We start from the raw sequence: 25756 nt of genomic DNA on the forward strand, positions 1-25756 counted from the left end.
AAGAAAAACCCCCACATCAGGTGGAGGCCGTCTTACTTATCAATACAATTTCAAGTCACGTGGGTCAACTGGGAAGGTTGGGTTGTATGGGTTGTGACGAAGTTTGAAGTGTTTGACATCTTCAATAGTCTGAGTTCCAGATAACTGCATGACTGTCTTCAATTCTGCATTTAAGTGCTCAAAGACTTGACGCACACCAACACTACCACCGAGAGCCAAACCATAGATCACAGGGCGACCAATAGCTACCAAGTCTGCTCCTGAAGCCAAGGCTTTAAAGACGTGCTGACCACGACGAACACCAGAGTCAAAGACAATTGGCACACGTTTATCAACTGCTTCAGCCACTTCTTGAAGCGAGTCAAAGGCCGCTGGCCCACCGTCGATTTGGCGGCCACCGTGGTTGGTTACCCAGATACCAGAAGCACCTGCGGCAAGAGAGCGTTCAACGTCCTCACGGCATTGTGGCCCCTTGACATACACAGGGAGTCCTGAGTATGCAGCGATAAATTCTACATCGCGTGGAGACAAGCGTTGTTTGGCTGATTTGTAAACAAAGTCCATTGATTTACCAGCACCTTCTGGCAGGTATTCCTCAACAATTGGCATACCAACGGGGAAGACAAAACCATTGCGCTTGTCGACCTCACGATTGCCCCCTACAGTTGCATCTGCTGTCAAGACAATCGCTTTATAACCTTCGGCCTTCACACGGTCCATGATATGGCGGTTGATACCGTCATCCTTACTAAAGTAAAATTGGAACCAATGAGGTGTCCCTTGAAGGGCTTCCGTAATTTCTGGAAGATCTACAGTAGAGTAAGAGCTAGTTGTGTAAAGAGAACCAAATTCATGCACACCACGCGCAGTAGCCACTTCACCTTGTTCATTTGCCAATTTATGAGCCGCAACAGGCGCCATAATAATTGGTGAAGATAATTTTTCACCTGCAAATTCAATCTCTGTACTTGGATTTTCAACATCACAAAGTGTATGTGGAACGATGAGTTTGTGGTTAAAGGCACGGATGTTCTCGCGTAAAGTGAAAGTATCCTCTGCTCCACTAGCGATATAACCAAAGGCAGCTTTAGGAATGACTTGTTGCGCCATTGGCTCCAAATCATAGGTGTTAATAAAATCTACAGGTCCTTCTGCATTGCTTGTTTTATATGACATAAAGTGTCCTCCTTATTAAGTAAGCGTTTACTTTTTCTTACATAAACTATCTTACCTCTTTTTCAGAATCCTTTCAAAAATTTTGTCTGGAAATTTCAAATCACCGACATGATAAATATTTTCTATCATTGTGATAAAAAATTCATATTATCCAAACATGCCCTTTAGTGCTACAATAGCTATATTATTCCTAGATGGGAGGTTCTATTTTGGATTGGTCCATTGTTGAACAATATTTACCACTCTATCAAAAGGCATTTTTTCTGACCCTGCATATCGCAATTTGGGGAATTATGGGATCCTTTCTTGTTGGTCTAATCGTTAGTATCATCCGCCATTATCGCATCCCTGTTTTGGCACAACTAGCGACAGCTTACATTGAACTATCTCGAAACACACCCCTTTTGATTCAACTTTTCTTTCTCTACTTCGGGCTGCCTCGAATAGGAATTGTCCTCTCCTCAGAGGTCTGTGCAACCCTTGGTCTCATCTTTTTAGGAGGCTCCTATATGGCGGAATCCTTCCGTAGCGGACTAGAAGCAGTTAGTCAAACCCAGCATGAGATTGGCTTAGCTATCGGTCTGACACCTGTTCAGGTTTTTCGCTACGTAGTCTTGCCACAAGCTACAGCAGTGGCTCTGCCGTCCTTCAGTGCCAACGTGATTTTCTTGATTAAGGAAACCTCAGTTTTCTCTGCAGTAGCCTTAGCCGATCTCATGTACGTCGCCAAGGACTTGATCGGGCTTTACTATGAGACAGACATTGCACTAGCCATGTTGGTGGTTGCTTACCTTATCATGCTTCTACCTATTTCACTAGTCTTTAGTTGGATAGAAAGGAGGCTCCGCCATGCAGGATTCGGGAATGCAAGTACTCTTTCAGGGAAATAATCTCCTGCGGATCTTACAGGGATTGGGAGTCACGATTGGGATTTCCATCCTCTCTGTCCTCTTATCCATGATTTTCGGAACGGTTATGGGAATCATCATGACCTCTCATTCTAGAGTCGTTCGCTTTTTAACACGTTTTTATCTAGAATTTATCCGTATCATGCCTCAGCTAGTACTACTTTTCATCGTTTATTTCGGCTTAGCTCGAAACTTTAATATCAATATATCGGGAGAGACTTCTGCTATTATCGTTTTCACCCTCTGGGGAACAGCTGAAATGGGAGACTTGGTTCGTGGGGCCATCACTTCCCTCCCTAAACATCAGTTTGAAAGCGGACAGGCTCTGGGCTTGACCAACTTCCAACTTTACTATCACATTATCATTCCACAGGTCTTGAGAAGACTACTACCGCAAGCCATCAACCTTGTCACTCGGATGATTAAAACGACTTCTCTGGTTGTTTTAATTGGAGTCGTTGAAGTTACCAAGGTGGGACAGCAAATCATTGATAGCAATCGCTTGACCATCCCAACTGCTTCCTTTTGGATCTACGGAACCATTCTGGTCTTGTATTTCGCAGTTTGCTTCCCCATTTCCAAACTATCTACTCACTTAGAAAAATACTGGAGGAACTAAATGTCTGATACTATATTAGAAATCAAGGATCTAAAAAAATCCTTCGGAGATAATCCCATCCTCCAAGATCTTTCTCTGGATATCAAAAAGGGGGAAGTTGTCGTCATTCTAGGACCATCTGGTTGCGGGAAAAGTACCCTACTTCGCTGTCTCAATGGCTTAGAAACCATTCAAGGTGGAGATATTCTTCTTGATGGCCAGTCCATTATTGGAAACCAGAAAGACTTTCACTTAGTTCGCCAAAAGATTGGGATGGTCTTTCAAAGTTATGAACTCTTTCCCCATCTAGATGTTCTGCAAAACCTCATCCTAGGCCCTATCAAAGCTCAGGGACGAGACAAGAAAGAAGTAACGGAAGAAGCATTGCAACTACTGGAACGTGTGGGTTTGCTCGATAAAAAAGACAGTTTTGCTCGCCAATTATCTGGTGGACAGAAACAACGAGTGGCGATTGTCCGTGCCCTTCTCATGCATCCAGAAATTATCCTCTTTGATGAAGTAACGGCTTCACTGGACCCAGAAATGGTGCGTGAGGTTCTGGAACTTATCAATGACTTGGCTCAAGAAGGGCGTACCATGATACTGGTAACCCATGAGATGCAGTTTGCCCAAGCCATTGCGGACCGCATTATCTTTCTCGACCAAGGGAAGATTGCTGAAGAAGGAACGGCTCAGGAATTCTTCACCAATCCACAAACCAAACGAGCACAGGAATTTTTAAACGTATTTGACTTTAGCCAGTTCGGCTCATATCTATAAAGGAGATTTTTATGAAACTACTCAAACCACTCTTAACTGTTTTGGCACTTGCCTTTGCCCTTATCTTTGTCACAGCTTGTAGCTCAGGTGGGAGCTCTGATGCTTCATCAGGAAAAGCAACCGCCAAGGCCCGCACTATCGACGAAATCAAAAAAAGTGGTGAGCTTCGAATCGCCGTATTTGGAGACAAAAAACCGTTTGGTTACGTTGATAACGACGGTTCTTACCAAGGTTACGATATCGAATTGGGGAACCAATTAGCTCAAGACTTGGGCGTGAAGGTCAAATACGTCTCAGTTGATGCTGCCAACCGTGCTGAATACTTGATTTCAAACAAGGTGGATATCACACTCGCTAACTTTACAGTGACTGACGAACGTAAGAAACAAGTAGACTTTGCCCTTCCTTACATGAAAGTATCACTCGGTGTCGTATCACCTAAGGATAAGCTGATTAAGGACGTTAAAGAATTAGAAGGCAAAACCTTGATTGTCACAAAAGGAACGACTGCTGAGACTTATTTTGAAAAAAATCACCCAGAAGTAAAACTCCAAAAATACGACCAATATAGTGATGCCTACCAGGCTCTTCTTGACGGACGTGGAGATGCCTTCTCAACTGATAATACTGAGGTCCTAGCTTGGGCCCTCGAAAATAAAGGATTTGAAGTAGGAATTACTTCCCTCGGTGACCCAGATACTATTGCGGCAGCAGTTCAAAAGGGTAATCAAGAACTTCTTGACTACATCAACCAAGAAATTGAAAAACTTGGTAAAGAAAACTTCTTCCACAAAGCCTATGAAAAGACACTTCACCCAACCTACGGTGACGCTGCTAAAGCAGATGATCTAGTTGTTGAAGGCGGAAAAGTAGACTAACATCCAATAAAATCACAAAAAGAAATCAGGTAATCCTAGTGACTACCTGATTTTCTATATCTTAAGCATTTTGCCAATTTTCTTGGTCTTCTTTAAAGCGTTTTAAGAGAGCCAATCCCTCTGGCGTGATGTAGCCTTCTTCTTGAGCTAGGTGAATGAGCTCGCAGTAGTTTGAGAGAGTCACCAGTTTCACGCCTGCGTTTGCAAAGTTCTTATCTGCTTTTGCTAGTTGATAGCTAAAAATGGCTACTACGCCGAGAACATCTGCTCCTTCACGCTTGGCAGCTACTACCGCTTCAAGAACTGAACCACCAGTTGAGATTAGGTCTTCTACAATTACCATTTTTTGCCCCTGAGCTACACGGCCTTCGATTTGGTTGCCTGCTCCGTGGTCTTTTGGTTTGCTACGGATGTAGGCAAAAGGCAAGTTCATCTTGTCCGCGATGATAGCTCCATGTGGAATCCCTGCTGTCGCTGTACCAGCGATGACTTCTACCTCTGGAAAGGCTGCTTTGATAGCATTCACAAAACCATTTTCAATCAAGGTTCTAGTCTCTGGGTAAGCTAGGGTCACACGATTATCCGTATAGATAGGTGACTTGATACCAGATGCCCAGGTGAAAGGCTCTTCTGGTTTGAGATAAACCGCTTGAATTTTCAATAGATGGCTAGCAATGTCTCTAGCAAGTGTCATGGTATACTCCTTCTTATCCTTAAATCTATAATCAAATACGCTTTAGACCCAGTCGCGTGTCCATTCTTCCTTGATAGCATGGTAGGCTGCTACAGGGTCTTCTGCCTGCGTGATTGGACGGCCTACTACAATGTAGTCACTACCAATTTGATAGGCTTGACCAGGAGTCACTACGCGTTTTTGATCCGCTGCTTCAGCACCTGCTGGTCGAATACCTGGTGTCAAGCAGATAAAATCTTCGTTTGTAGCTTCCTTGATGAGTTGGGCTTCTTGGGCTGAGCAAACCACTCCATCCAATCCAGCTTCAGCTGTTTTCTTAGCATAGTGAATCACTGATTCTTGCAGACTAGTTTGGATATTTTGACAGTCTTGCATCTGTTCTTCGGATGTTGAGGTCAATTGGGTCACCGCAATAAGAATCCCTTGATCACCAAGGCCTTCACGCGCGGCCTGCATCATCTCAAGTCCACCTGCAGCCTGAACATTGGTCATATCGACACCCAGACTTGACAAGATTTTCATGGTTGACTTGACCGTATTTGGAATATCATGCAACTTGAGATCCAAAAAAACACTATGTCCCAATGATTTTAAATAACGCACAACTTCGGGACCTACTGCATAGTAGATTTCCATTCCTACCTTGACATAGAGTTTTTCCTCTGCTGGAAAAAGGGCTAAAAATTCTTTGGCTTCCTCGAAACTTGGAAAATCCAGAGCAATGACCGGACGACTCTCACGCATTCTTTTCTCCTATTCTTTGCTAACAGTCCATTGCTCAAAAAAAGGAACCTGCTAGCAGCTAGGTTCCACGAAAAACGGGTAGTCTCCACCCTTTCACTGTCTAACCTTAGCTGCCTCTCTGGACTGCTTTAAAAGTTTTCTACTATTCTATTATTTATAACGACACTTGTCAAGTAAAAACTGAAGATTCTTATTCTTGTTTCTTTTCTTCAGCTTTTTTTTCTTCCTGTTTTTTCTTCTCTGCTTCTTTAGCTTCTTGTTTGGCCTTTTCCTCAGCTTCTTCTAAACGTTTATCAGCCAGGCTAGTGCTATAGATTCCTGCCTCCATATCGATGAAGCTCGGTTCTGCTAACTGTGGCTTGATTTTGCTGTAATAAGGCAATTTCTTACTCAATTCTGACAAGGGAACCAAGATTTCATCTGTATCCAGCATAGTAATTTTTAGAAGATCGGCAGTTGCCTTACTTGGCGCTAGTTCGATCTTCTGAATTTGACTCTTTATGTCCTCACTAATGCTAGAAAGACCCGTCATCAAATCCTTCACCTGCTGCTCATCGTTAAAGGTGACTGTTAGGTAGGTCTCAGGCAGGTTCAAAAGGTTGACAGGGCTTGACTCTACTGTACCACTAGAAAGAATAGGATAATGTTCTTCACCAGATACATAATATCCGACAATAGCAAACTCCTTAACTTCAATCGTAAAGTTAGTCGGAAATTGATAGTCAATCTTCGCAGACTCTATCCAATGGTTAGACTTGATTCGCTCAGCGTGCTTCTCCTTGTTCAACAACAAAGACAAGGTATAGTCGCTGTCCTGAATGCCAGAAACCTGTTTAATGTCATCCGCTTGGGTCTGGACATTTCCCTTAACCTCGATATGCTTGATAGTCGAAAGAGGAGTCAAGAGATAGATAGAAAGGAGGAGAACCAGAACACTCGGCACCAAGATACTAACTGCCCGCCAAATATGAACAGGCGCAATTTTAGGCTTGGCAGGTTTCTCTTTTTTCTTCTTCTCTTTTTTCTCTTTGACTTTATGATCATCCTTTTGAGATTGTTCTTCTTTTTCAGATGGTTCCTTGCTTGGGCTTGTTGCTTCCTCGTCTGATTTACTCGATGATTTCTTGGCTTCCTCTAACATCTTAGAGTTTTCCTCCATTCGAGCTTGTTTTTCCTTTTCTTTCTCCTCAGCTAGGGCAGCTTCTTCCTCAGCCTTCTTTTTCAAGTATTCCTGGTTTCGTTTCTGCCATTCAGACAATTCTTTCTTGGGGTTTGATTCTTTGTTCTTATCCTTTGACATTGATATTCCTTATGCTAGGTCTTTTCTTAATAGATCGTAAAAATCTGCAAGAGATTTCAATTCAGTTGAAGCTTTCATGCTAGCTTGGTATTGGTCCTTGTGACTAAGCAGGTGGCTGAGTTTCTCCTCCAAGCTTTCCAAGGTCAAGTCACTTTCTTGAAGCTCTTCTGCATAGCCTTTCTTAACAAAGTAGGCTGCATTTTCAATCTGGTCTCCTCGACTTGCTTCACGACCCAATGGTACGATGAGATGGAGTTTCGCCATGGCCAAGAGCTCGAAAATCGTATTGGCACCGCCACGCGTCACCACCACATCTGCCATCTCCATCAAAGGTTGATAGAGATCCGTCACATAATCAACACGAAAGAGATTTTGACTCAACTCATTGAGGCTTGAATCTCCAGTGAGATTGATAATATTGTAGCGCTCTGTCAGTTCTTGCTTATGATCTGTCACCAATTGGTTAAAGACACGAGCTCCAGCAGAACCACCGACAAACAATACTGTAGGCAATTCAGGATCAAAGTGGGTTTGGATATCCACCAATTCATCTGGTTCTGATGTTTTTTGATCTGAAACTTTGGTCACTGCTCCCACATGCTCGACTTTTGCGAGACCAGCAGCTTGCTCAAATGTTGAATACATCTTGGTCGCAAATTTATAGGCAATTTTATTGGCCAAGCCCATAGATAGGTCCGATTCGTGGATAAAGACAGGCACTCCTGACAATCGCGCTGCTATAACCGGCGGTACGGAGACAAAGCCACCCTTTGAAAAAAGGGCCTGTGGACGCAGTCGTAACATGATAAAGAGAGATTGGACAATTCCCAAACCAACTTTAAAGACATCCAGCATATTTTGCCAAGAGAAATAGCGACGCAACTTCCCAGTCGCAATGGAATGGAAGGTCACATTCAAGCCTGACTTGAGGATTTCTTGGTGTTCGATTCCATGCTTATCCCCGATATAGTGGACTTCCCAGCCGTCTTCGATAAACTTGGGCATTAACAAAAGGTTGAGGGTAACATGTCCAACCGTCCCCCCACCTGTAAAGATAATTTTTTTCATATTATTCCTTTAGCTCCGCTACTGTGTCGATAAAGAGGTCGCCACGTACTTCAAAGTTAGCATACATATCCCAGCTGGCATTGGCAGGGCTGAGAAGGACTACATCTCCTTCTGTAGCAAGCTCATAAGCCTTGCGGGTCGCATCTGCAATATCAGTCGCATTCACATAAGCCACACCAGCCTTATCCGCTGCTCGTTTGACACGTTCTGCAGACTGACCAAGGATGACCATCTTCTTGAGGCCTGTGATATCTGGCACCAATTCGTCAAACTCATTGCCACGATCCAAACCACCTGCAATCAAGATGACCTTGCTATTGTCAAATCCTGACAAGGCTTTTTGAGTAGCCAAGATATTGGTTGACTTGCTATCATTATAGAATTTGACCCCCTTAATTTCATCCACAAATTGGAGACGGTGTTTGACACCACCAAAGGCTGAAAGAGTTTCCTTGATGGTTTGGTTGTCTACACCACGAAGTTTAGCTACTGCAATGGTCGCAAGGGCATTTTCTATATTGTGGCTACCTGGAACACCGATTTCACTAGCTGCCATGACCACTTCGCCACGGAAATAGAGTTGACCATCTGCAAGATAGGCTCCATCAACCTTTTCCTTTGTTGAAAATGGAACAACAGTGGCTTGTGTTTTGCTAGCCAATTCTTTTGCCAAGTCTTGGTTAAAGTTCAAGACAAGGAAATCAGCTGCTGTCATATTATTTTGGATATTCCACTTGGCTGCCACATAGGCCTCAAAAGAGCCATGGTAGTCGATATGAGTGGGCATGAGGTTGGTAATGACCGCAATTTCTGGATGGAATTCTTGAACGCCCATCAGTTGGAAAGAAGAAAGTTCCATGACAAGCGTGTCCTTGGCTGTTGCAGTTTGAGCCACTTGACTTGCAGGATAGCCGATATTCCCTGATAAGAGACCATGTTGACCAGCAGCAGTCAAAACCTCCCCTATCATAGTCGTTGTGGTTGTTTTCCCATTTGAACCTGTGATACCGATAATCGGTGCATCTGAAATCAAGTAAGCCAATTCCACCTCAGTCAAGACTGGAATCCCCTTTGCCAAAGCCTTTTCAATCATGGGATTGCTATACGGGATACCTGGATTTTTCACCATCAGAGCGAAATCTTCATCTAATAATTCCAAAGGATGCTCACCAGTGACAACCTTGATTCCCTCTTCTAGTAAGCTTTGAGCAGCAGGATTCTCCTCAAAAGGCTTGCCGTCATTTACTGTCACAATGGCACCTAGCTTGTCCAATAAACGGGCCGCAGACTCACCAGACTTAGCCAAACCTAAAACAAGGACTTTCTTATTTTTAAATTGATCGATTACTTTCATGTCTCAAACTCCATTTCTACTCCTACTATTTTACCATTTTTACGGAAATAAAAAAGCCACAAAGTGTATTTGTGACTCTTTCTTCTAACTTAATGTTCTCTTATCATCAATGAGATAAATCGGTAACTCGAATGACTTGATCCACTTGCTCCCAGATAAGAGGATTGTGGGTCGCAATAATAATGGTCCGATTCGGATTTTTTAAAGATCCCAAGATAGAAAGTAATTCCTCAGAGTTTTTGGGGTCTAGCGAAGCAGTTGGTTCATCTGCGAGAATCAAAACTAACCTGCACTCCAAAAGTTCGACAAAAAATATCTAACCCTTAGAGTGCAGGTCAACTCTCAGTACTTTATATCCTTACCTGTCTTTCTTCTGACCTTTGTCCTGTGACAAACATGGTAAAGGTTGCTTTGCAGACATTTCTGCCCTCTTGATTGGTGATATCGACATCTACCACACAGGTTGTGCGTCCATGATGGACACATTCTCCTTTAATGGTCAGTACATCATCTAGCTTTCCTGCTTTGAGGTAGTTGATAGAGGACTGGAGCGTCACTCCATCAAGCCCCAGCGAGATAACCACTAGACCACTGATTTGGTCACAAAGGGTAAAGAGATAGCCGCCATGGGCATTGCCATAGTAGTTGAGCGACGAGTCCACTACTTTCGTCGTCACCACAACGTGACCATCTCTCATTTTTTCAATTTCGTAATTTTCAAAGGCAGATATAGCATCAAAATGAAAATCTTTCATCGTTTCCTCCTGATATTTCAAACGACACTATGATACTACTTTTTATAGGACTGTGCAAGGAGAAAGCTCCTAGTCTGGCAAAATTCCGACCTGCTCCACAAAGCGCATAAAGGCTGCCTGTCCTTGTTCTGTCTGCTTGTAAACCCCTGCATCCTCAAGTACACGTGCAAAGATAGTACCTACAGAGTCCTTGACGATTTCAAGGGCTTTTTCTTTATCTTTTAGGTCTGGATGTTGAGCTTTGAGATTGTCTGCCCATTTCTGATGATAAGATGCAACTGAGACATCTTCTCCCACTAGGTAGTTAGCGACTTGCTCCACTTCTTCTTTTAGACGTGGTGGCAGGATAGCCAAGCCCATGACCTCAATCAAGCCGATATTTTCCTTCTTGATATGTTGAACATCTTTGTGGGGATGATAGATACCATCAGGATGCTCTGCCGAAGTCTGATTGTCCCGTAAAACCAAGTCCAACTCAAACTGTCCGTCACGTTTACGAGCAATGGGTGTAATGGTGTGATGCGGTGTTCCATTACTTTCTGCCAAGACTTGCACACTTGGATCTGAATACTGGCGCCATTCCTGTAAAATCTTGTCAGCCAAGTTGAACAAATCTTCTTTGAAATCCGAAGTCAAACGTAGCACTGACATAGGCCACTTGACAATCCCAGCCTTGACCTGCTCAAAACCAGCAAATCGGAAGGCCTTTTGTAGAGGAGCCAATTCCATAGGAAAAACATGTCGCCCTCCCTGATAGTGATCATGAGTCAAGATAGAGCCCCCCACGATCGGAAGGTCGGCATTTGAGCCCGCAAAATAGCCTGGGAACTGCTCTACGATCGCCAGCAGACGCTCAAAACTCTGACGACTAATGGCCATGGGACGGTGCTGACCGTCTAAGAAAATACAGTGCTCATTAAAATAAGCATAGGGCGAATACTGGAAGCCCCACTCCTGACCCGCCATTTCAAAACGGATAATGCGGTGATTGCTACGAGCTGGATGGTTAATTCGACCATGGTAGCCTTCGTTCTCTAGACAGAGTTGACACTGGGAATAATTGCTAGCTTGCACCAACTTAGCTGCCGCAATCTCTTTTGGATCCTTTTCAGGTTTAGAGAGGTTGATGGTAATCTCAAGTTCTCCGTAGTCAGATGGAACACGATAAGCGATATTCTTAGAAATGGCCTTGAGCTTGATGTAGTCGTTTTTCTGGCTGAGCTGGTAAAAATCTGCAATTGCTTGCTCGGGAGATTGGGCATAGGTTGTCCAGAAGTCACGATTAACCTGACTTGGACAAGGGGTTACCAAGTCCATCAGTTCAGCACCGAGGATTTCACGCGCAGCCTGACTATCCTCAATCGTCTCTAATCGAACCGCCTCCTCAACCAGCTGGTCCTTGAGGTCAATCAACTCATCTAGATCAGTCTCAACTTCCAAAACACCTTCGCCCACTCGAGCCAAAACACGATTGCTTAGGTAGATTCGATCCATTTCCTCAAATGAACTTTCTGCAATGACTTCCGTGATAAATGCATCTAGAACTCCCTGACTCATTGATTCTCCTTCTTACTTTCTAAATAGTCTCTGACAGCATCTAAATCCTGAAAAACTTGTTCTGTTTTATTTAAGAAAGACTGTGCTGGCATTTTTAAGTCTGGAATACAAATAACTGGTATCCCAGCTCTATAGGCTGCTTCAATCCCCGCTTCACTATCCTCTAATACTAAGCAATTCTCTGGCAAAACATTCAAATCACTACAGGCCTTTAAAAATATATCAGGGTAAGGTTTGCTTCGCTTTACATCTTTTGCAAAAACTAGATGGTCAAATAAGGACAGTATACCATTACTATCCAAAATCATTCTAGCCCTAGATTCAACACTTGAAGTTGCTAAAGCGATTGGAATACCTTCTCTTTGCAAAAAAGCAAGTAAATTTTTAGCACCTTTTTTTAAATTTACACCTTTGGCTAAAATTCGAGCTTCCAGTTCATAAACTTTTTCCAAGGTTTGGTCAAAGTTCCAAGGTAAATCATAGGTATCCAAAAATCGTTGAACATTTTCCTCTTCCCTATGTCCACTGTATTCTCTAGAATATGTTTCTTCTGTGAAAGGAATTCCAAAATCTTCAAGTAATTCTTGATAAACTTTTAGAGAAATGATCTCAGTATCAGCTAATAAGCCGTCTAAATCAAATATTACAGCTTCCATATACTTCTCTCCTAGTCTAGAACGCGAGTGCCACCTGCAACTTCAGCTATATAGAAGCTTGGAGCGTATCCAACTACTTCCTCGTAGTGTTTGCCTACAGCTTCCTTAAAGGCCTCAACAGTGTCTTTTTGCACCAAGGCAATGGCACAGCCACCAAAACCTGCCCCTGTCATACGAGCACCGAGAACACCTTCTTGAGCCCAAGCTGTGTGAACAAGGGTATCCAATTCCAAGCCAGTTACTTCATAATCATGCTCCAAAGAAACGTGAGATGCATTCATCAAACGACCAAAGGTTTCCAAATCACCTGCCTGAAGGGCTGCTTGAGCTTTAAGGGTACGTTGGTTTTCAAACACGGCATGGCGAGCACGTTTCAAACGATTTTCGTCTTTAATCAGGTAGCTGTATTGGTCAAAAGCCCACTCGTCCAATTCACCCAAGGTCTGAATATCTATGGTAGCTTGCAATTCTTCCACTGCTTTTTCACACTCAGCACGACGTTCATTGTATTTAGAGTCCGCTAGTTCACGGCGTTTGTTGGTGTTCATGATAACAACGACCTTGTCCTTCAAATCAAGTGGCACCAAGTCGTACTCCAAGGTGTTGGTATCCAGGTAAATAGCACGCTGGTCAGCCCCCATACCGATAGCAAACTGGTCCATGATACCAGAGTTGACTCCAATAAAGTTGTTTTCCGTTTGTTTTCCGATTTTAACCAAATCCAAACGGTCTAGTTTTAAACCAAAGAGATACTCTGCCACAACACCAGTCAAAAGTTCCAAGGATGCTGATGATGACAAGCCAGCTCCATTTGGGATATTCCCATAAACATAAAAATCAAATCCTTTGTCAATCACGTGCCCAGCTTCTTGCAAGAAATGAAGAACCCCTTTTGGATAGTTGGTCCAGCTGTGCTCTTTTTCAAATTTGAGATCGGCAAGAGGCACTTCGATAATACCCTTGTCTTCAAAATTGGCTGAGTAGAAACGCAAGACTTGGTCGTCACGCTTGCGAGCTGCACCGTATGTCCCCAAAGAAATAGCAGCTGGAAAAACGTGCCCACCGTTGTAGTCTGTGTGTTCACCAATCAAATTGATACGACCTGGTGAAAAGAATGTTTGGTCTGCTTCTTGACCAAAAACGGCAAGAAAGTCTTTGCGAAGGGCTTCAGCAGTAAGATGTTGTGTCATATGAATTCTCCTTTGACTGTCCGTTAAGTCGCCTTAACGTGTAATCGTTTTCTTCTATTGTATCCAAGGCATTTGCCAAGGTCAATGCTTTTTACTAAACTTTTACTAAACTATCAGTAAAAAGCAGAAAAATATGATATACTAACCTAAAAGAAGGAGGATTTATGGCTACCTTAAAAGACATTGCACAGCTAGCCTCTGTCTCTATCGCGACCGTATCTCGTGTCCTCAATCGCGACCAGAGCCTATCTGTCACAGAAGAAACCCGACACCGCATTTTAACCGTCGCTGAAGAGCTGGGCTACACCAAACACCTCAAGACAGGCGAATCCCACAAACCCAAGCAGAAGATTGCCATTATCCAATGGGTCAGCGAACAAGGGGAGTTGGACGACCTCTACTACTATCAGATTCGTCTAGGCATAGAAAAAAGAGCTCAAGAGTTGGACTATGATATCTTGCGCTATTTTAATGACCATCCTTTTACATTAAGCGAGGAAGTGATTGGCATTCTCTGCATCGGAAAGTTCAGCCGAGCTCAGATTTCTGCCTTTGAAGAATACCAAAAACCTTTAGTCTTTATAGATAGTGACACCCTCTCACTAGGTCATACCTGTATTATTACTGACTTTTACACTGCTGTGAAACAAGTTGTAGACCATTTCCTCAGTCAGGGGGTGGATCGGATTGGCATTCTAACAGGTCTTGAGGAAACAACCGACCAAGAAGAAATCATCCAGGATAAGCGGCTAGAAAATTTCAAAGACTATACCCAAGCAAATGGAATCTACCATGAAGAACTGGTCTTTCAGGGGAGCTTTACTGCCCAGTCTGGCTATGACTTGATGAAGGAGGCCATTCACAAGTTGGGTGATCAACTCCCACCAGCCTTTTTCGCCGCCAGTGATAGTTTAGCCATCGGTGCCCTCCGTGCTCTCCAAGAAGCTGGAATCAGCCTACCAGACCGCGTCAGCCTCATTTCTTTTAACGACACTAGCCTGACCAAGCAGGTCTATCCTCCCCTTTCTAGCATCACTGTCTATACCGAGGAAATGGGCCGAGCAGGTATGGATATTCTTAACAAGGAAGTTCTCCATGGTCGGAAAATTCCTAGCCTGACTATGCTGGGAACCAGACTAACTCTGAGAGAAAGTACTCTGCCATAACTCAACAAATATACCAACGCAAAAAATCCTAATAGAGATTCTCAAATCTCCATTAGGATTCTCTTTGTTAATCCATCACAATCATAGACTTAATGGTCTTACGTTCGTCCATATCTTTATAGGCTTGGTCAATCTCTTCTAATTTATAACTGGAAGTAAAGACACGGCCTGGGTTGATATCGCCATCAAGGACTGCCTTCAGTAAGAACTGTTTGTTGTAAGTCGTTACAGAGGCTGCTCCGCCTGCTACCGTAATATTTTGAGCAAAAGTTGAACCAAGAGCTCGATTGCTATAGTGAGGAACTCCAACAAAGCCCAAACGACCACCATTGTGAAGGACACCAAGAGCCTGATCAACCGCTGCCTCAGTACCGACACACTCAAGAGCTGCATCTGCTCCTCCACCAAGAATTTCTCGCACCTTGGCAATTCCTTCTTCGCCACGTTCAGCCACAACAGCCGTCGCACCTGATTCCAAGGCCATCTTTTGTCGGTCTTCGTGACGGCTCATGAGAACGATTTGGGAAGCACCACGCATCTTAGCAGCAATGACAGCACATTGACCAACAGCCCCATCACCAATCACCACAACCTTATCCCCTTTTTGTACATTAGCAACACGCGCTGCATGATAGCCAGTCGGCATGACATCAGCCAGTGTCAAGAGGGATTTGAGCATGCCTTCTGTATAATCAGAGGGCTGACCCGGAATTTTGACAAGAGCCCAGTTGGCATATTCGAAGCGAATGTACTCCGCTTGTACCCCATTAGACCAATTGGTGCCAATATGGCGGTCACAAGTCCCATCATAGCCAGCGCTACAGGCATCACACTCCCCACAGCCATGGGTGAAAGGTGCAATAACAAAATCTCCCGGTTTAACAGTCGTCACTGCATCACCAATTGCCTCAACGATACCAATCGCTTCGTGCCCGCTATTCTGATGGCCCGTTTCAATATCTGGATTGCGATAGCTCCACAGATCAGAGCCACAAACACAGGTCCGAACGATCCGAATAATGGCATCATCTGCCTCAATGATTTGCGGATGCTCCACTTCAATAAGACCAACCTGACCAGCTTTTGTATAAACTGTTTTCTTCATAGAACCACTCCTTTTCTATTGGTTTCTTACTTTCATTATACACTTTTTGTCAAGCTTTCGCTCGTATCAATCATTATTAACGGCGATAAGACACTAGTTTAGTCCAATATAGTCTTTTCTTCTTGAGATTTAAGTTTTATAAGGAGAGATTTTTCGATTACGTTTTTAATAGTTTCCAGCCAATAGAAAAAGTGAATAAAGAAATATTCCTTTATCCACCTTTTTAGGGTTTAATGTTATTCGCTACGAAGCGATTCGACTGGGTCTTTCTTAGCAGCGATGCGTGAAGGGATTAGACCGGCTAACATGGTAAGGACAATCGAAATACCGATAAGGATTAGAGCTACTTCTATTGGTAATTGCGCTACATTTCCTACATTTGTCATTTTCGCAACAATCGCATTGATTGGGAATGTCGCAAGAAAGGTAATCGTGATACCGAGCACCCCAGAGATCAATCCTTCAATGGCTGTTTCAGCAGTGAAGATACGACGAATATCTTTCTTCGAAGCCCCCATTGCACGTAGGATTCCGATTTCTTTTGTACGTTCGAGAACTGAAATGTACGTGATAATCGAAATCATTATAGAAGATACAATGAGTGAGATGGCCACAAAGCCAACGAGTACTGTTGTCACTACGCCAACCAATGTCGTAATTGAAGACATGATAGATTGGATATCATCTGAATAAGCGAGTACTTTATCGTCTTCTCCAGCTTCTTTTTTCGCTGTGTTATAGGTGTTTATGAACTCTTTTAAGTCTTGTTTTTGTTGGAACGAAGAGGTGTAGAGCTCAATGGCAGCTGGTTTGGATTTGTTGATGACGCCCATTTTTGCGAGGTTTTCCTCGTAAGTTGAAGCCGAATTGTCGTTATATTGTTGGACATACTGCGCCTGTTCTTCAGGTGTCATTTTAGCCAACTGAATTTTTTCTTCTTCGGTTAAATTCTCCGAACTGAATGGTTTAGGATCTTTGGCAAAGTCTTTACCCGTAAATACATTTAGATTTTGATTTGCTTCCTGTTCCTTAACGATATCACTATTTTGAATGTATTCGGAAGTGTAATCAATAAGGGCGCTTGTGTAGGCGATTCCTCCTGAAGGAGTATTCACGCCTGAACTTGTGCCGTCTTTTTGGCGAAGGACACCCACAATTTTAAGTTGGAGCCCATTCTCGATTTGAGTTTTCATATAAGAAGCATTATCAATCTTATTGAGCCATAAGTTATTTTCTTTCACAAAACGCTTTGTATTGACAACTGCTTTGAAAGTTTTTCCGATAAAATCACTATATTGATACGTTTGAGAAGAGAGTTCGTCAAGCTTCTTCGTATCGTTCAATTCACTGGGATCTTTGATACGCAAACTATAGAGCAACAAATCGCTAATTTGATTGTTTTCATCTACGATAAGGACGATCTCGGACTTATCTTGTGGGAAGCGTCCTTCCAACACGTCGTACTTGCTTTCTAGCATTGAAGAATCACTAGAAAGTTCACTCCAGTAGTTGAGGTTTTGTAAGTATCCCTTCATCGTTTGGTTCGCTGTTTCTACTTCATCAGCTAAGGTTGAAGGCAGAATACTTTTGGGTCCGTTGGAAGTATCACTTGCATAGATAAACGGTTGTAAATTGTATCGGTAACGAATGTCTTTTGTGAGAGATTCGACCTTCGAAGCGTGTTCCTCCAAGTAAGTCTTGAAGGAAGCTAGGTCGTTCTTTCCGATTTGTTTTTTCAATAAATTCGTTAAAACCGTATTGATACCGAGCTCATGATTATCCTTGTAAGGCTTCTCGCTCAAATCTGGAGAGGTCGCCAACAAGTTGCTCTGGTTCTGCTCGCTAATCGTCAGTGGAAGAGAGACGAGGGTATCTTCCTGCACCTTTTTAACGTAGTCACTCACACCATTGGAAAGGGCTAAGATAAGAGCAATCCCGATAATCCCGATGGAACCCGCAAAAGCTGTTAGTAAGGTACGACCTTTCTTTGTCAATAGGTTATTAAAGGAAAGTACAAGGGCGGTTATAAAGCTCATCTTCGTCTTCGTGAACTGGATGTCGACTTGCTTTGTCTCCTCTGTTGGTTCGCATGGGTTTGAGTCGCTCAAGATGTTTCCATCTAATACTTGTACGATACGTGTGGAGTACTTCTGCGCCAGCTCTGGGTTATGCGTCACCATGATAACCAAACGTTCCTTGGCAATGTCTTTTAATAAATCCATGATTTGAACAGAAGTCTCAGAATCGAGCGCTCCTGTCGGTTCGTCGGCTAAAACGACTTTTGGATCATTAACAAGAGCACGCGCAATCGCGATTCGTTGCATTTGTCCCCCAGACATTTGACTTGGTTTCTTATATAAATGGTCTTTTAGGCCTACGCGTTCGAGCACTTCGATAGCACGTTTCTTACGTTCTGCTTTTGAAACACCCGAAAGAGTCATTGCAATTTCTACGTTAGAGAGTGCAGTTTGGTGCCCAATGAGATTATAAGACTGAAAGACGAAACCGATGGTGTGGTTTCTGTAGCTATCCCAATCGCGGTCTTTAAATTGCTTTGTTGATTTTCCTTGGATGAGTAAATCACCAGATGTGTATTGGTCGAGTCCCCCGATGATATTTAATAGGGTGGTTTTCCCAGAACCCGATTGCCCGAGAATGGAGACAAACTCATTCTCACGGAAGCGAATCGATATATCCTTTAGCGCGTGGAACTCTTTATCGCCCGTATGATAGACTTTTGAAATGTGTTGTAGCTGTAACATCGCCTATCTCCTTTCAGTGATATATGTAGTCTATCACAATTTCATAATGGAGTAAATATGTTACATTTACAATTCATCAAAAATAATCAACAAATGGAAAATCGACTTCTTATGAATGATGATGTCCATGACTTTGACCTACTTCCAACTCCTCAATTTTTCGCTTATGGGTTTGGTGACTTGCTAGGTTTGCATCAACTTCAATGGTAACATTTTGAAAACCATAATCTTTGAGTAAATTACGAATGGATTCTTTACAATACTCCATATGTTCAATCTCTTCTAGGCAAACATGAACAATGGCGTCATTTTCCAGACCATCCATAGACCAAATACTGAGTTGATTAACACTTTTAACATTAGCTAGCGCTGCTAACTCTTTCTCTAGCTCGGCAGTCTCGACCCCTTCAGGCACAGCATCTAAGAAAATCTTAAGTGTTGACCAAAAGCGAGGAATGGCTTTCCAGAGGATAAAACTAGAAATCAAGAGTGATAAGAGCGGATCAAGAAAGTACCAATCTGTCACATACAAAACACCAGCAACCAGAATGACCGCTAGCCAACCCAGAATATCTTCTAAAAAATGCAAGGTCAGGATAACTTCGTTCTTTGTCCGACCCTTACGAACGATTAGACTAGCCAAGAGATTGATAAGAATCGCAAGAATCCCCAACCACAGCATCCCTTGGTAGTTGACAGGCTGAGGGGATAGGAGACGAGGAATATTCTCCAAGAGCACCATGAAAGATCCTGTCAAAAGGATCAAAGCAGTCAGCATGGCGCCTAGCAGACTGAAGCGTTTATAACCAAGTGTATAACGTTTGTCTTCCTGACGATTGGAAATAGTTTCCAAGCAAGCTGATAAGCCTATGGCAAGGGCATCGCCCAAATCATGAACCGCATCCGCTAATACCGCACTTGAATTGAAGATGCCTCCAAAAATAAATTCGACAACAGAAAATGATAGATTCAAGAAAAAGGCTAGCCAGATAGATGTTTTAGAACTCATTTCTCTCCCTCCTTTGGTATAATAGGTATATATACTTCTTTCATTTGTATTATCTAATAAAATCCAAAGAAAGGATAGAAGCAAACTGTCAGCCTTATTCAGTTCTGAACAGTTTGTCTCAAGTGTCTATATGCCAAAAAGAGACCGTCGAGTCAGCAAGACGAAAAAAGCCATTTATCAAGCTTTTCTACAAGTTTTGAACGACAAGGGCTATGATGCTACTACTGTCCAAGATATCATTGACCTAGCAGATGTTGGGCGTTCCACTTTTTACTGTCACTACGAGAGTAAGGAACTGCTTTTAGATGAACTCTGTCGCTACCTCTTTCATCATCTCTTTGAAAGGGAAGAACACTTGACTACAGAAGACTACCTCGCTCATATCTTTTTACATTTTCAAAAAAATCAAGACCATGTCACCAGTCTTCTTTTTTCCAAAAACGACTACTTCCTCCGCCAACTACACAAGGAACTCGAACACCATGTTTACCCCATGGTAGCGGAGGATTTGCAAGAGGCCTATCCAAACATTCCGGCTTCCTACCTCAAACATTTTGTAGTAACCAATTTTATCGAAACACTGACCTGGTGGCTTAAAAAAGGAAAATCTTATACCGAAGACCAAGTGGTGAGATTTTACTTAGATGTGATTGAGATGACTTCTACAAAATCACTCGAAATTTAATCCTATCACGAAGAAAGGAATCAACCATGTTAACTTCTATTATCCTAGGAATTCTAACGATTGTATTGGCTCTTATTTTCTCCCTCCTTCATCTCGCGGCAGCTTTCGCAGCCATGAAAGAAAAAAATTACTGTCAAGGGAACATGTGTATCTTGGTGGGAAGTTGTCTTACTTCACTAGCTCTTGCTATCTTTTTCTTTGTTCCGCTTGCAACTGTCGTCTTATGGATAGTGGGCTCTAGCATCATCTGTTACGGTGCTTACTGGAATGGGCGACAGCAAGAAAGTCAAAATATATCGCACCACATTATAAGGGGCACACTAGCGGCTTTGATTGCTCTCTTGTTTATCTTACTCTAACATTAAAAATCCCATCTCGTCTATAATTCGAGATGGGATTTTGTCTGCTGAAGAAAATTGCTAGTGGCTACCACTGGCTTTCCTCTCCATTTATTTCTTCAACAATCCTTGTTCTTGTAGAAATTCCTTGGCTACTTGTTCTGCAGACTTGCCTTCGACACCCACTTGATAGTTGAGCTGGCTCATCTGGCTTTCAGTAATTTTACCAGCCAATTTATTGAGAATAGATTCCAATTCTGGATGTTTCTTGAGAAGAGCTTCTTTCATGAGTGGCGCTCCTTGATAAGGTGGGAAAAGTTGCTTGTCATCTTCTAAGACCTGCAAATCATAACGCGCCAACTCTGCATCCGTCGAATAGGCATCCGTGATTTGAATATCGCCTGACTGAATTGCCTGGTAGCGAAGGGCTGGCTCCATGGTCGCTACATTGAGATTGAGACCATACATTGATTGCAAGCCCTTATTTCCATCCTCACGATCATTAAATTCGAGAGTAAAACCTGCCTTCAGCTGTCCTTCCACTTTTTTCAAGTCCGAAATGGTCTTCAAGCCATATTCTTGAGCAATTTTTTTCGGAACAGCTACAGCGTAGGTATTTTGATAAGACATAGGTTTGAGATAGGCTAGATGATCCTGTTTGGCAATGCCATCACGCGCCACTTGATAAACCTGATCTGGCTCATGACCTACCTTGGGTGATGGCTGAAGCAAACTTTCAGTCACCGTACCAGTAAATTCAGGATAGATATCAATATCCCCTTTTTTCAGAGCTTCATAGAGGAAGCTTGTTTTCCCAAAATTCGGCTTAACAGTCGCAGTCATACTGGTATTTTCTTCAATCAACAATTTATACATATTAGCCAAAATTTCGGGTTCTGGTCCCAATTTCCCAGCAATCACCAAGTTTTCTTTCTCTTTTTGAGCCAAAAGGGCTGGACTGTAAGACAGACCGAGTAATATGGTCACCAAGGCAAAACCAGAGAAAATCGTCCGCAATTTTGCTTTTTCCATCACTTTTAGTAGGAAGTTAAAGGCAATGGCCAGCACTGCAGAAGAAAGGGCCCCAATCAAAATCAGACTGGTATTATTACGGTCAATTCCCAAAAGGATAAAGGAACCCAGTCCACCAGCCCCAATCAAGGCTGCCAAGGTCGCCGTACCGATGATCAAGACCGCTGCCGTCCGAATCCCAGACATAATGACAGGCATGGCAAGTGGAATTTCAAACTTCTTGAGACGCTCCCATCTAGTCATCCCAAAGGCAATCCCAGCCTCTTGTAGACTTGGATCAATTCCCTTTAGCCCAGTGATAGTATTCTGTAAAATCGGGAAAATCGCATAAATCACTAGTGCTGTCAAAGCAGGCAAGGTTCCAATTCCCATCAAGGGGATAAAGAGTCCCAACAAGGCCAGAGACGGGATAGTCTGGAAAATTCCTGCAATCTGCAAGACCCAGTCCGCCAACTTCTCATGATAGCGAAGATAAACAGCCAAGGGAATAGCAATAAAAATAGCTAGTAATAAGGTCAAAAGTGACAACTGCAAATGTTGAGATAGAGCTGTTACCCAATCACCAAAACGATCCTGAAAAGTTGATATCAAATTAGTCATGAACACTACCTCCAAACAAGTCTGCTACAAAGTCCGTTGCAGGAGCTTTTAAAATCGTCTCAGGGTTCGCCACCTGACGAATCTCTCCATCCTGCAAGACAGCAATACGGTCCGCCAATTTCAAAGCTTCATCCGTATCGTGGGTCACAAAAATCGTTGTCATCCCAAACTCTTTATGCAATTCTTTCGTCAGAACCTGCAACTGTTTTCTCGAAATAGCATCCAAGGCTGAAAAGGGCTCATCCATGAGGAGAATCTTAGGCTGACCAATCATGGCACGGACAATGCCGACCCGTTGCTGTTCTCCACCAGATAATTCATTAGGTAAACGGTGCCCATACTCAGCTACTGGTAAACCAACCTTAGCTAAAAGCTCTTCTGTTTTCTGAGCTATTTCTTCCTTACTCCACCCCTTCATCTCAGGAATGAGAGCAATATTTTCCGCAACCGTTAGATTGGGAAAAAGAGCAATTGCCTGTAAAACATAACCCGTAGAAAGACGAAGTTCACGCTCATCATAGTCTTTGATGCGCTTGCCATCCATATAAATATTTCCATCAGTTGGTTCCAAGAGACGATTAATGATCTTAATCATGGTCGTCTTACCGGACCCAGAAGGTCCAACTAAAACCATAAATTCCCCATTCTCCATCCGTAAATTGACATCTCTCAAAACATCTTTTTCTGTATAGCGTAGCGCTACATTTTTATATTCAATCATTCTTTGTCCTCTATTTAAAATTTTCCTCGATTAGTCAAGTCTTCTACCTTAGGCATGACTTCTTTATTGTCCCAATGCTCAACAATCAAGCCATTCTCCAAACGGAAGATGTCATACTGGGCATAGGCAACGCCATCAATCTGAGTCTGCCCATAGCTGACCACATAGTTTCCTTGTCCCAAAAGCTGGAAAACAAAGTCGAAAGTAACCCCATGTTCAGCCACATAGTCTTTATAAGCAGCACTTCCTTGTCCAATCTCATGATTATGCTGAATCAAATCGTCTGCTACATAATCACTTCACTGCTCCAGTTCCCCATTTTGAAAAATTTCTGTCAAGAAACGGCGAACCAACTTTTTATTTGCTGCTGTTTTGCCCAAATCCTTAATCTCAAAATCTCCAAAAATCTGATCTAATTGTCCATTTTCCGGAGCACGATAGTAGTCAATGACATCCCAATGCTCCACGATACGACCATTCTCATCCGCACGGAAAGTATCCGTCGTCACCCATTGCGCTTCTCCGCCATTGAGATATTGGTGAACATGGACAAAGACCAGATTGCCGTCTTCAATGGTGCGAACAATTTTCATCTCACGCTCGGGATGGCGCTCAAAGAAATTTGCAAAGAAAGTCGCAAACCCTTCTTTCCCATCTGGCACACCTGTCGAGTGTTGAATGTAGGTATCTCCTACAGACTGGGCCTGAGCCTCAGCAACTCGTCCATCTTGAATAGCATGAATATATAGATTTTGTGCATTTTCAACTTGTTTTGACATGATTTATGCCTCATTTGCTTTCTCTTTCAGATTGTCCAAAATGCGTTCCTGATAGCTTTCAAACTGGCGAATTTCTTCCTCAGTGAATCCTTTATAAAAAATTGCATCCAATTTTTGACTAACACGATGGCCAACTTCTTTCTGGGACCAACCCTGCTCTGTCAACTTGACATATTTTTTTCGCTTGTCTGAACCACACTGACTAAAGGTCACCAAATCCTGCTCTTCCAACTTTTTCAGCATAGTTGTCAGCGTATTGTTAGCAAGTCCTGTCGCAAGCGCAATATCTGTGGCCGTAGCGCATCCTGTCTCACTATTCCATAAAACCGCTAAAATCTTTCCCTGTTCACTCCGATAAAGAGCTTCAGGATCCTGACTCAGTAACTTTTGAAAAATTCGCCCATTCAACAAACGAATATGATGGGCAACTAAATGACTATCTTTCATAAAACCTCCAATTTATTTCTATATCGAATTTTCTACATTGTAACACCTTTTATTCCATCTGTCAACTGTTTCGATTTGGAAATAATTTTCACCAACAAAAAAAGACCTCCTACCTAGAGTAGAAGATCTTCGTTATTGAGTAACTTAATCTGTCATTTCGGACACCAAGGTTCGATGTTCCAGTGGTAGACTGCACATAACCAGCAAGAAGATGAATCCTGACTGTACCCAGAAGAGAGCCAAGTCAAAAATTCCATGTACAGCGACTACTGTAAGGAAGGAGAGATAAAGACCGATAATTGGTCGTTTCCCAGACTCCTGACTCATATCCATCATCATGTGAACCGGGATAACTGAAGAAATGGATAGGAGAATGGTTCCAATCAAACCATAACTTAAAATAGTATCGATGTAAAGACTATGCGCGTGTTCGTGGTAGGGTGCATGAATTCTCGGATAGGAATTCATATAGGTCAGTGGACCCTCACCCCAGATCGGATTTTGCTTGAACAAAGTCATACCCGCATTCCAGATTGAAACACGCTCTTCCATTGAAGAATCTAGTGTTCCCATACGGACACCCAAATCGCTTGAGAAGAGGAAACAAAGGCCAATCCCAAAAACTCCAATACTGAGCCAGAAGGCGCGCCAGTTTTTAATGGTTGTAAAGAGATAAATGATTGCACCCGCGATGATGGCAGGAAAGGCTGTTCTATTCTGCGTGAAATTCAAACCAAATAGATTCACAAAACCTGCTAGCACACAAAAGATTTTCAACCATCTTAGCTTCGTCGTTGTAAAGAGATAAAAGGCAATCATGATACAGAAGCAACAGATAATCCCATAGTAGTTCGGATTAAAGAATGTCACCTCTGCACGGTTCTGGTGCCATACTTGCATATTGGGCGAAAGAAAGGCATAGTTAAATTTCTTTACAATCTGGAAATGCTCCAAAGTAGCAAAAACAGCAGAGAGCACACTACCAAACAAAATTGTCTGCAGTATCAGTCGAAAGAAAGCATGTGTCAGACGTTTCTGGTAAAAACTAAAGAAAATGAGGAAGAGAAACATCAGTAAAGATGCAACCAAGCCAAGCCAGTTCTTGGCGACGATAGAGATGATACTACTGTAGGCAATAAAAAAGAGAAGTACAGGATGTTTGGCCAATCCCTTGATAATTCCCTTCATCTCCCCAGTAACAAGTAAACCTATCAAATATAAAGCAAAGAGTGCTAAGAACAAATAAAAAGGTAAAAAGATACTCATGATCATCAGATACAAAAAGAAATCTTTTTTCGAAAGCCCTCTTATCTTATCCAGTAATCCAATTGATTTCAAAACGGATCCTTTCTGTTCTGGATTTCTCCAGAAGATAAATGCTAAACTATCTTTTAATTTTACCATTTTTTCCGTCATTTGGGAACAATGAACACGTTTTCGCCACAAAAAAACTC

At 42.6% G+C, this 25756-nt stretch carries 24 protein-coding genes and 2 pseudogenes; 7 read left to right on the forward strand and 19 right to left on the reverse strand.

Annotated features, from left to right (window positions below):
* Positions 1-39: 39 nt before the first annotated feature.
* The gene (gene lctO / locus MK403_RS04890; RefSeq protein WP_000120736.1) at positions 40-1176 is read right to left on the reverse strand and encodes an L-lactate oxidase; all 1137 of its coding nucleotides are present in this window, start codon (positions 1174-1176) and stop codon (positions 40-42) included.
* 209 nt (positions 1177-1385) lie between these two features.
* On the opposite strand from lctO, the gene MK403_RS04895 reads away from it, so the two are divergent.
* Genes MK403_RS04895 through MK403_RS04910 form a run of 4 tightly spaced genes read left to right on the forward strand, consistent with a single transcriptional unit; the run spans position 1386 to position 4340 of the window.
* A complete protein-coding gene (locus MK403_RS04895) occupies positions 1386-2066 on the forward strand; it encodes an amino acid ABC transporter permease (protein ID WP_268709132.1) in 681 nt (226 codons plus the stop codon).
* On the forward strand, positions 2026-2703 hold the full coding sequence (locus tag MK403_RS04900) for an amino acid ABC transporter permease (protein ID WP_268709133.1): 678 nt from the start codon (positions 2026-2028) through the stop codon (positions 2701-2703). Before MK403_RS04895 ends, MK403_RS04900 begins: the two co-directional genes overlap by 41 nt.
* A complete protein-coding gene (locus tag MK403_RS04905; protein WP_268709134.1) occupies positions 2704-3462 on the forward strand; it encodes an amino acid ABC transporter ATP-binding protein in 759 nt (252 codons plus the stop codon).
* Positions 3463-3473: 11 nt separating this feature from the next.
* Positions 3474-4340, forward strand: a complete 867-nt coding sequence (locus tag MK403_RS04910; protein ID WP_268709135.1) for a cysteine ABC transporter substrate-binding protein — start codon at positions 3474-3476, stop codon at positions 4338-4340.
* A 61-nt stretch (positions 4341-4401) separates the two neighbouring features.
* Here the strand turns inward: MK403_RS04910 and pyrE are convergent, their stop codons facing one another.
* From pyrE to MK403_RS04960, 10 genes and pseudogenes are all read right to left on the reverse strand, one after another.
* On the reverse strand, positions 4402-5034 hold the full coding sequence (gene pyrE, locus MK403_RS04915) for an orotate phosphoribosyltransferase (protein WP_268709136.1): 633 nt from the start codon (positions 5032-5034) through the stop codon (positions 4402-4404).
* A 42-nt stretch (positions 5035-5076) separates the two neighbouring features.
* Positions 5077-5778, reverse strand: coding sequence for an orotidine-5'-phosphate decarboxylase (gene pyrF / locus MK403_RS04920; RefSeq protein ID WP_001209287.1), 702 nt, complete (start codon positions 5776-5778; stop codon positions 5077-5079).
* A 190-nt stretch (positions 5779-5968) separates the two neighbouring features.
* Complete coding sequence (locus MK403_RS04925; protein WP_268709137.1) at positions 5969-7078, reverse strand: cell division protein FtsQ/DivIB; 1110 nt, start codon at positions 7076-7078, stop codon at positions 5969-5971.
* A gap of 9 nt (positions 7079-7087) precedes the next feature.
* On the reverse strand, positions 7088-8146 hold the full coding sequence (locus MK403_RS04930; RefSeq protein ID WP_268709138.1) for a UDP-N-acetylglucosamine--N-acetylmuramyl-(pentapeptide) pyrophosphoryl-undecaprenol N-acetylglucosamine transferase: 1059 nt from the start codon (positions 8144-8146) through the stop codon (positions 7088-7090).
* Between the two features lies 1 nt (position 8147).
* Positions 8148-9500 (reverse strand): UDP-N-acetylmuramoyl-L-alanine--D-glutamate ligase, encoded by a 1353-nt coding sequence (murD, locus tag MK403_RS04935; RefSeq protein ID WP_268709139.1) that lies wholly within the window; start codon positions 9498-9500, stop codon positions 8148-8150.
* Between the two features lie 106 nt (positions 9501-9606).
* Positions 9607-9780: pseudogene (locus MK403_RS04940) on the reverse strand (AAA family ATPase); the annotation flags it as partial.
* Positions 9781-9850: 70 nt separating this feature from the next.
* A complete protein-coding gene (locus MK403_RS04945; RefSeq protein ID WP_000651196.1) occupies positions 9851-10255 on the reverse strand; it encodes a PaaI family thioesterase in 405 nt (134 codons plus the stop codon).
* 69 nt (positions 10256-10324) lie between these two features.
* On the reverse strand, positions 10325-11812 hold the full coding sequence (locus MK403_RS04950; RefSeq protein ID WP_268709140.1) for a UDP-glucose--hexose-1-phosphate uridylyltransferase: 1488 nt from the start codon (positions 11810-11812) through the stop codon (positions 10325-10327).
* Positions 11809-12468 (reverse strand): HAD family hydrolase, encoded by a 660-nt coding sequence (locus tag MK403_RS04955; RefSeq protein WP_084975694.1) that lies wholly within the window; start codon positions 12466-12468, stop codon positions 11809-11811. Before MK403_RS04955 ends, MK403_RS04950 begins: the two co-directional genes overlap by 4 nt.
* An 11-nt stretch (positions 12469-12479) precedes the next feature.
* Positions 12480-13658 (reverse strand): galactokinase, encoded by a 1179-nt coding sequence (locus MK403_RS04960; protein ID WP_268709141.1) that lies wholly within the window; start codon positions 13656-13658, stop codon positions 12480-12482.
* 164 nt (positions 13659-13822) lie between these two features.
* Between MK403_RS04960 and galR the strand changes: the two genes are divergently transcribed.
* Positions 13823-14824 (forward strand): DNA-binding transcriptional regulator GalR, encoded by a 1002-nt coding sequence (galR, locus tag MK403_RS04965; protein ID WP_268709142.1) that lies wholly within the window; start codon positions 13823-13825, stop codon positions 14822-14824.
* Between the two features lie 67 nt (positions 14825-14891).
* Here galR and MK403_RS04970 read toward each other — a convergent pair whose 3' ends face one another.
* The 3 genes from MK403_RS04970 to MK403_RS04980 form a co-directional block, all read right to left on the reverse strand.
* Positions 14892-15929 (reverse strand): zinc-binding dehydrogenase, encoded by a 1038-nt coding sequence (locus tag MK403_RS04970; protein WP_268709143.1) that lies wholly within the window; start codon positions 15927-15929, stop codon positions 14892-14894.
* A 236-nt stretch (positions 15930-16165) separates the two neighbouring features.
* Complete coding sequence (locus MK403_RS04975) at positions 16166-18691, reverse strand: ABC transporter ATP-binding protein/permease (RefSeq protein ID WP_268709144.1); 2526 nt, start codon at positions 18689-18691, stop codon at positions 16166-16168.
* A gap of 109 nt (positions 18692-18800) precedes the next feature.
* Entirely contained in the window at positions 18801-19700 is a 900-nt protein-coding gene (locus MK403_RS04980; RefSeq protein ID WP_268709145.1) for a cation diffusion facilitator family transporter, read from the reverse strand.
* A gap of 130 nt (positions 19701-19830) precedes the next feature.
* Here MK403_RS04980 and MK403_RS04985 point away from each other — a divergent pair, with 130 nt between their 5' ends.
* Positions 19831-20385 carry a TetR/AcrR family transcriptional regulator gene (locus tag MK403_RS04985; RefSeq protein ID WP_223327284.1) on the forward strand — a complete coding sequence of 185 codons (555 nt, stop codon included), beginning with the start codon at positions 19831-19833 and terminating at the stop codon, positions 20383-20385.
* Between the two features lie 26 nt (positions 20386-20411).
* Positions 20412-20744 carry a glucuronide permease gene (locus MK403_RS04990; protein ID WP_268709146.1) on the forward strand — a complete coding sequence of 111 codons (333 nt, stop codon included), beginning with the start codon at positions 20412-20414 and terminating at the stop codon, positions 20742-20744.
* A gap of 90 nt (positions 20745-20834) precedes the next feature.
* Here MK403_RS04990 and MK403_RS04995 read toward each other — a convergent pair whose 3' ends face one another.
* From MK403_RS04995 to MK403_RS05015, 5 genes and pseudogenes are all read right to left on the reverse strand, one after another.
* Complete coding sequence (locus tag MK403_RS04995; protein WP_268709147.1) at positions 20835-22355, reverse strand: ABC transporter permease/substrate-binding protein; 1521 nt, start codon at positions 22353-22355, stop codon at positions 20835-20837.
* The gene (locus MK403_RS05000; protein WP_268709148.1) at positions 22348-23076 is read right to left on the reverse strand and encodes an ATP-binding cassette domain-containing protein; all 729 of its coding nucleotides are present in this window, start codon (positions 23074-23076) and stop codon (positions 22348-22350) included. Before MK403_RS05000 ends, MK403_RS04995 begins: the two co-directional genes overlap by 8 nt.
* Positions 23077-23090: 14 nt before the next feature.
* A pseudogene (locus tag MK403_RS05005) lies at positions 23091-23855 on the reverse strand (nuclear transport factor 2 family protein).
* 3 nt (positions 23856-23858) lie between these two features.
* Entirely contained in the window at positions 23859-24302 is a 444-nt protein-coding gene (locus tag MK403_RS05010; RefSeq protein WP_268709149.1) for a MarR family winged helix-turn-helix transcriptional regulator, read from the reverse strand.
* 144 nt (positions 24303-24446) lie between these two features.
* Positions 24447-25640 carry an O-antigen ligase family protein gene (locus tag MK403_RS05015; protein WP_173259785.1) on the reverse strand — a complete coding sequence of 398 codons (1194 nt, stop codon included), beginning with the start codon at positions 25638-25640 and terminating at the stop codon, positions 24447-24449.
* Between the last annotated feature and the right edge of the window lie 116 nt (positions 25641-25756).

The organism is Streptococcus oralis, assembly GCF_026782285.1.
In the GTDB taxonomy this organism is placed as follows: Bacteria; Bacillota; Bacilli; order Lactobacillales; family Streptococcaceae; genus Streptococcus; species Streptococcus oralis_CG.